The 7,471-nt window shown below is 32.1% G+C and carries 6 protein-coding genes; all 6 read right to left on the minus strand.

The window, feature by feature from the left end; translation table 11 throughout:
- Nucleotides 1–250: 250 nt before the first annotated feature.
- Nucleotides 251–1,633 (minus strand): NADPH-dependent glutamate synthase, encoded by a 1,383-nt coding sequence (gene gltA, locus VIM70_RS15375; protein ID WP_331946653.1) that lies wholly within the window; start codon nt 1,631–1,633, stop codon nt 251–253.
- A complete protein-coding gene (locus VIM70_RS15380) occupies nt 1,633–2,505 on the minus strand; it encodes a sulfide/dihydroorotate dehydrogenase-like FAD/NAD-binding protein (RefSeq protein ID WP_331946654.1) in 873 nt (290 codons plus the stop codon). Before VIM70_RS15380 ends, gltA begins: the two co-directional genes overlap by 1 nt.
- A gap of 252 nt (nt 2,506–2,757) precedes the next feature.
- Nucleotides 2,758–3,924, minus strand: a complete 1,167-nt coding sequence (locus VIM70_RS15385) for an iron-containing alcohol dehydrogenase (RefSeq protein ID WP_331946655.1) — start codon at nt 3,922–3,924, stop codon at nt 2,758–2,760.
- A 298-nt stretch (nt 3,925–4,222) separates the two neighbouring features.
- Nucleotides 4,223–6,154 (minus strand): sigma-54-dependent Fis family transcriptional regulator, encoded by a 1,932-nt coding sequence (locus VIM70_RS15390; protein WP_331946656.1) that lies wholly within the window; start codon nt 6,152–6,154, stop codon nt 4,223–4,225.
- Between the two features lie 119 nt (nt 6,155–6,273).
- Nucleotides 6,274–7,122: a 3-hydroxybutyryl-CoA dehydrogenase gene (locus VIM70_RS15395; protein ID WP_331946657.1), complete on the minus strand. Its 849-nt coding sequence runs from the start codon at nt 7,120–7,122 to the stop codon at nt 6,274–6,276.
- A gap of 117 nt (nt 7,123–7,239) precedes the next feature.
- Nucleotides 7,240–7,471 (minus strand): electron transfer flavoprotein subunit alpha/FixB family protein (locus VIM70_RS15400; RefSeq protein WP_331946658.1); only part of this gene is annotated, 232 nt, incomplete at its 5' end.

A 7,471-nucleotide genomic window follows, 5' to 3' on the forward strand; every position in this document is an offset into this window, starting at 1 on the left:
ATTTTTTTATGTATTGTATAGTACAGTTTTATTTTTTTGGTAACATTATTCTTTAATGTTTAACCATTTACAAGTTCATGTCCTATAACATTTATACCAATGTACTATGATTTTGTCAATATTAAGCATTCAATTGCATATCAGTTGTACTCCTCAATGCTCATGTATCCTTTGGTTTTCTAAGAATATCGACTGGGAACAATAAATAACCCCATGAACAAATGTCCACAGGGCTTTTTAATAAACTTTGTTATTTTGTTAACATTTCATTTATAGCTTTAGCAGCTTTTTTCCCTGCTTCCATTGCTAATATAACTGTAGCTGCTCCAGAAACCGCATCTCCACCGGCATATACTTTATTTATAGAAGTTAAACCAGTTTCATCTTCTGCAATTATACACTTGCGCTTATTAATATCCAAACCTTTTGTTGTTAAAGGGATTAATGGGTTTGGTGATGTCCCTAGAGACATTATAACCGTATCTACATCCATTGTGAATTCTGATCCTTTAATTTCTATAGGTCTACATCTACCTGAAGCATCAGGCGCTCCTAGTTCCATTCTTATACACTTCATTCCTATAACGTTCCCTTTTTCATCTCCTAGAATTTCAACTGGATTTACAAGTAAATCCATTATAACTCCTTCTTCTTTTGCATGATGCACTTCTTCAGCTCTTGCTGGAAGTTCTGATTCCGATCTCCTGTAAACTATGTGACCTTCTGCGCCTAACCTCACTGATGTTCGCACTGAGTCCATAGCAACATTTCCTCCACCTACAACAGCAACCTTCTTGCCTATTCTTATAGGTGTACGATATCCCTCTTTAAATGCTTTCATCAAATTACTTCTAGTTAAAAATTCATTTGCAGAGAATACTCCATTTAAATTTTCTCCTGGTATTCCCATAAACATTGGAAGTCCTGCACCTGAACCGATATACACAGCTTTAAAATCTTCCTCTTCCATTAATTGTTTTATTGTAACAGTTCGTCCTATAATAACATTTGTTTCTAATTTAACGCCTAATCTCTTAACATTTTCAACTTCGTGTTTAACAACCGTTTCCTTAGGTAATCTAAATTCTGGAATTCCATATACCAAAACTCCGCCTGCCTCATGAAGTGCTTCAAATATAGTTACATCATATCCATCTTTGGCTAAATCGCCTGCGCAAGTAAGTCCTGATGGGCCACTTCCAATTACTGCAATCTTTTTACCGTTTTTAGGTTTAGTTTCCGAAATATCTACATCGTGCGCTCTTGAATAGTCACCTACAAATCTTTCAAGTTTACCAATTGCGATAGCGTCTCCCTTTATTCCTAATATACATTTGCTTTCACATTGGGTTTCTTGTGGACAAACTCTTCCACAAACGGCTGGTAATGCACTGTATTTTGCTATTACCTTAACTGCATCTACAAACTCTCTATTCTTAACATGCGCAATAAATCCAGGAATATCTATTGCTACTGGACATTTAGTAACACACATTGGTTTTTTACATTTTAAACATCTTGATGCTTCCTCAACTGCCTCATCTTCTGTATATCCAAGGCATACTTCTTCAAAATTAGTTGCTCTTACTTTTGGATCCTGCTCTGCAATTGGAACTCTACTCTTAATACTCATTACTTAGTACCTCCTTCTAAACCGCAACCAGGCTTAATGCCTTCAGTTTTAGAACTTTCTTGGGACTTGTACATTGTTTGTCTTCTCATTGCCTCTGCGAAATCAACCTTATGTCCGTCAAATTCTGGTCCATCAACGCAAGCAAATTTAGTCTCACCATCAACTGTAAGTCTGCAACCTCCACACATTCCTGTTCCATCAACCATAATAGGATTCATACTTACAATAGTTGATATTCCAAGTTCTTCAGTTAATTTGCAAACAAATTTCATCATTATCATTGGTCCGATAGCAATAACCAAATCATATTTCTTATTTTCATTTTGAACTAATTCTTTTAATTTATTTGTAACAAGCCCTTTATATCCATAAGAACCATCATCAGTACAAACATACACATTACCTGCTACCTTCTTCATTTTATCTTCCATAATTACATAATCTTTACCCTTTGCGCCTATTATTACATCTGCTTTTACACCTTGCTCACTTAACCATTTAACTTGAGGATAAACTGGAGCTGTTCCAAGGCCTCCAGCTACAAATACAATTTTCTTCTTCTTTAAATCTTCAATATTTTCACTCATTAATTCTGATGCTTGTCCAAGTGGTCCTACAAAATCTGAAAATGAATCACCAATTTCGTAGTGTTCCATTTCTTTTGTTGAACATCCTATTGTTTGAACTACTATAGTAACTGTACCTTTTTCAGAATCAAAGTCAGAGATTGTTAAAGGTAATCTTTCACCTTTTTCATCCATTCTAATAATTATAAATTGACCAGGCTTTGCTGATTTAGCTACTCTTGGCGCCTCTATATCCATTAAAAATATTTGAGGTGCTAATGCTCTTTTGTCGACTATTTTATACATTTTTAACCCTCCATTTTAATCTATGATTTTGTTCTTTTTATGCAATCGTTTTTAAATCTTCATTATTATAAGTTGTTATTTATCTTTATTTTACCACAAAAATTCAAAGTATTTTAATTAAAATTTATTTTGAATAACAATTCCCTTTAGTATAAAATTTTTATATTAAAAAACAGGTAGTATAGAGCATAAAAACACTGATGCTATTCACTACCTGTCCTCTTAATAATTATTCAATTAATACCTATTATACTAAAAATTAACTTTTCCCCCTGTAAAGGTACAATTAAATATTTTTTTCATTTCATCAACATTTATTGGTCTTGGATTAGATCCTGTACATGCATCTTTTATAGCATTTTCCGCTATAAAGTCTACATTCGCTTCAAAATCTTCTTTAGTCATGCCATATTCAGCTAAAGAACATGGTATATTCATAGCTTTATTTAAATCGTTTATCATACCAGTTAATGAATTTATTAATTCATCTTCCGATTTACCAGCTAAATTTAATGCTCTTGCTATAGTAGCATATCTACTTCCACAAGTCTTTTTATTGAAATCTATAACATATGGAAGGAATATTGCGTTAGCACAACCATGAGGAATATGGAATACAGCGCCTGTTTTATGTGCCATACTATGAGATATCCCCAGTAGAGCATTTGAGAATGCCATTCCAGCAAGACATTGCGCAATGTGCATTTCATTTCGTGCTTCTTCATTTCCTTCAAATGATTTTAATAAATTTTCTCTAATCATGGTTATGGCTTGCATTGCTAGCGGATCAGAAAAACTTGAGTGAAGACCTGCTACATAAGCCTCAATTGCATGTGTTAATGCATCCATACCTGTATGAGCTACTAGTTTAGGTGGCATTGTCTGAGCTAGTGCGGGATCAACTATTGCTATATCTGGAGTCAAATTGAAATCTGCCAGAGGGTATTTTATTTTTGCTTTATAATCAGTAATTACTGAAAATGCTGTAACTTCCGTTGCAGTTCCACTAGTTGACGGTATAGCTATAAATTTAGCCTTTTGTCTTAAATCGGGAATATTAAATGGTATAATTGCTTGTTCAAAAGTAAATTCTGGATATTCATAGAAAATCCACATAGCCTTTGCTGCGTCAATTGGTGAACCACCACCGATTGATACTATCCAATCTGGCTTAAATTCTCTCATTACCTCTGCACCACTCATAACTGTTTCTACTGATGGATCTGGTTCTACTCCTGTAATATGCTTAACTTCAATTCCAGCTTCCTTTAAATAAGCTTCAACCTTATCTAAAAATCCGAATTTTTTCATAGAGCTTCCACCAGTAACTATTACTGCTTTTTTACCTTTTAAAGTTTTTAACATTTCTAATGAATTCTCTCCATAATAAATATCTCTTGGCAAAGTAAACCTATTCATTGTATATCCCTCCATTTATAAATATAGTAGTATGCATTTTTGTATCTTTATACTCTTATACTAGTAACACTTTGTTAAATTTTTATTTTTTATTTCTCGTCTATTTGTTAATAATATATCATTGAAAGCATAAAGTCAATATTATCGTAACCTAATTCAGTATATTTTGACTTTTATTATATTATATCATTAAAAAGTGTCACATAAATTAACAATTAATTGTTAACTTATGTGACACTGTTATGTTTTTATACACTTTTCTATTTTTGTACTTTGTTAATTATTATTTTGCTTGTATTTACTCAGGTTTGCCGTTTTTAAATTCCACGCCATACTTCTTCATCTTTACATATAGTGTATTTCTACTTATTCCCAGCACCTTTGCTACCTTAGATATGTTTCCATCAAATTTTTTAATAGTATCTCTTATTGCCTTTTCCTCAATTTCTTGCAGCGAACAGATATACATATCATCATCTGGTATTTTATTCTCACATTCTGTAATAGATTGCATTTTATCTTGTTTATTAGCAATATCAAAGGTAGTATTTCCTTCCAAATTAACAATGTTTTCTGCAAAGTTTTCAATTTCTCTAATATTTCCTGGCCAGTTATAAGTTAAAATATTACTATATATTTCATTTGATATATAAGGAATTGGTTTTCTAAGCTTTTCTGCTTTTACACTTATAAAATATTTAAATAAAAGCATTATATCATCTTCCCTATCTCTTAAAGGTGGTAACCAAATTGAAATTGCACTAAGTTTAGAATATAAGTCTCGTCTAAAAGTTCCTTTCTCTACTTCTTGTCGTAGATCTTTATCGGTGGCTACTACTAGCCTAACATTTGTTGGAATATACCTAGTACTTCCTACACGTCTTACACAACCCTCTTGCAAAACTGTAAATAAGTTCACTTGTATATCAAGTGGCATTTCTCCAATTTCATCTAAGAATAAAGTTCCTCCACTTGCTAATTCAAACTTACCTGGCATTCCATCTCTTTCAGTTTTAGTAAAAGTTCCTTCTTCATATCCAAACAATTCGCTTTCTATTAAACTTTTAGGTATAGCTTCACAATTTATTGTCACAAAGTTATTATTTCTTCTATCACTTGCATTGTGAATAGCCTGTGCCAATATTTCCTTACCTGTCCCGTTTTCGCCTTCAATTAATATAGTTGATGTAGTCGACGCAATATTTTTAGCATTACTTATTACCCTTTTTATTGAATGGCTTTCTCCTATAATATCTTCAAATACGTACCTGGCTCTTCTCCCAGTATATTTATTAACTAAATTTAAAACCTCTTGAATTTCTTTAATTGTTAAAACCATACCTATAAGATCATTATTTTTTTCCTTAATAGCATAAGTACTTAAGGTATATCTTTCCCGTACTCCACTTCGCACTAGCACTATCTCTTCGTCGTGGTATTCCTTTTGATTTTTAACTTGATTAAATATATCTTGCCAATTATATAATACTTCTTCTATAGACTTATTTATTATATCTTCTTTAAGTATTTTAAGCATAACACATGAGGTCTTATTGATGTTTCTAATTACCCCATAAACATCTACAGCAATAATACCATAATCCATGGAATCCATGATTGTACTCATATATAAATATGATTTTGCAAGCTCAACTTTAATTTTTTCGCTATTAATCTGAACTTCTATAGATTTTACAGCAGCCACCACAAGACCTAAAGTATGAGGATGTACAAACTTACTATTTCCTGTTAAATTTAGCGTTCCAATTATAATACCATTCCCATCATGGATAGTAGCTGCAGAGCAAGTCCATTTGTGATATGCTGTAACAAAATGTTCTGTAGCCGATACTTGAATAGGCACATTTTCACTTATAGCTATTCCCATAGCATTGGTTCCTATACTTTCCTCATCCATATAGGCCCCAATTACCATATCCATATCTTTTGCTGCAACTAATATACCTTTATCCCCAATTATATTAAGAATACACCCTTCCTTATCTGTTAATATAATAAAGAATCCTGAATCTATTAAAAAGTCGTAAACAATTTTCATAAAGGGAGTCGCTATCCTTATTAACTCCTCATTAATTTTCATGTTATCAGCCGCTGCTTGCCCTCTTAAAATTTTCTTGGATCTTACTTGTTCTATTTGAATACCGTATTTTCGAGAACGTTCATGTGATTTTTTAATAATATCTTCTCTATTTTCTTTAGTATATGTCATTATTTTCAACTCCTAATATATACAAAATAATAAATATATGTAATTAAAATTTAAGGAGTATCATAACCCTTATAAGTTACAATACTCCCCAAATTCATTATTTATTTTAAAATAATATATTATTTTGAATAATCAAAGATTCCTTTTTTAGTTTTTCTACCAAGAAATCCGCCTCTAACATATTTTCTTAAAAGACTATGAGCTCTGTATTTAGAGTCTCCAGTTTCTGAATATAAAACATCCATGATAGCAAGGCATACATCAAGGCCTATAAGATCACCTAATGCTAAAGGTCCCATTGGGTGATTAGCACCGAGTTTCATCGCTTTATCAATATCTTCTGCAGACGCAATACCGTCTGCAAGGATTCCTACAGCTTCGTTAATCATTGGTATTAATATCCTGTTTACAACAAAACCAGGTCCTTCAGCAACTTCTACAGGGTCCTTACCGATAGCAATTGCCATTTCTTTTACTGCATCGAAAGTTTCAGTAGATGTAGCCATTCCTTTAATTATTTCTACAAGTTTCATCATTGGAGCTGGATTAAAGAAATGCATTCCTATAACCTTATCAGGTCTGTTTGTAGCAGCTCCTACTTCAGTTATAGAAAGTGAAGATGTATTTGAAGCTAAAATAGTTTCTGGTTTACATATGGTACCTAACTCAGCAAAAATTTGTTTCTTTATTTTCATATTTTCTACTGCAGCTTCAACTACTAGATCACAGTCTGCTGCTAAATTCATATCAGTAGTTCCTGTGATTCTTGAAAGTATTTCTTCCATTTGTTCATTTGTGATTTTTTCCTTGCTAACTAATCTTTCCATATTCTTTTTTATTCCAGCAAGTCCTTTATCTACAAACTCATCTTTAATGTCTCTTAATATTACTTCATTTCCTTTAGCTGCAAATGTTTGAGCAATACCTGCTCCCATAGTTCCTGCACCAAGTATAAAAACCTTTTTCATACTAACACTCTCCTCTAATTATATGTATTTAGAATACATAAGTAATGAATATTTTTTGAACTTACTTTAATACTAAATTTAGTAATTAAAGCAAGTTCAATACACTATTTATTTTAATTATTTATTTTTTAGAGTATTGATTTGAGCTATCATTTCTGGAATTACCTTACTATAATCTCCAGCTATTGCAATATCTGCAACCTTCATGATAGGTGCTGTTGCATCTTTATTTATAGCTATTATAAAATCAGAATCTTGCATACCAGCTAAATGCTGAATTGCTCCTGAAATACCACAAGCTATATATACTGTTGGTCTTACAGTTTTTCCTGTTTGGCCTACTTGAACT

It is taken from the genome of Clostridium sp. (genome assembly GCF_036569345.1).
In the GTDB taxonomy this organism is placed as follows: Bacteria; Bacillota; Clostridia; order Clostridiales; family Clostridiaceae; genus Clostridium_AD.

Excerpts from the sequence above, each read along its gene's own strand:
- VIM70_RS15395 (WP_331946657.1), bottom strand. The coding sequence starts at position 7,122 with ATGAAAAAGGTTTTTATACTTGGTGCAGGAACTATGGGAGCAGGTATT.
- gltA (WP_331946653.1), bottom strand. The coding sequence starts at position 1,633 with ATGAGTATTAAGAGTAGAGTTCCAATTGCAGAGCAGGATCCAAAAGTA.
- VIM70_RS15380 (WP_331946654.1), bottom strand. The coding sequence starts at position 2,505 with ATGTATAAAATAGTCGACAAAAGAGCATTAGCACCTCAAATATTTTTA.
- VIM70_RS15385 (WP_331946655.1), bottom strand. The coding sequence starts at position 3,924 with ATGAATAGGTTTACTTTGCCAAGAGATATTTATTATGGAGAGAATTCA.
- VIM70_RS15390 (WP_331946656.1), bottom strand. The coding sequence starts at position 6,154 with ATGACATATACTAAAGAAAATAGAGAAGATATTATTAAAAAATCACAT.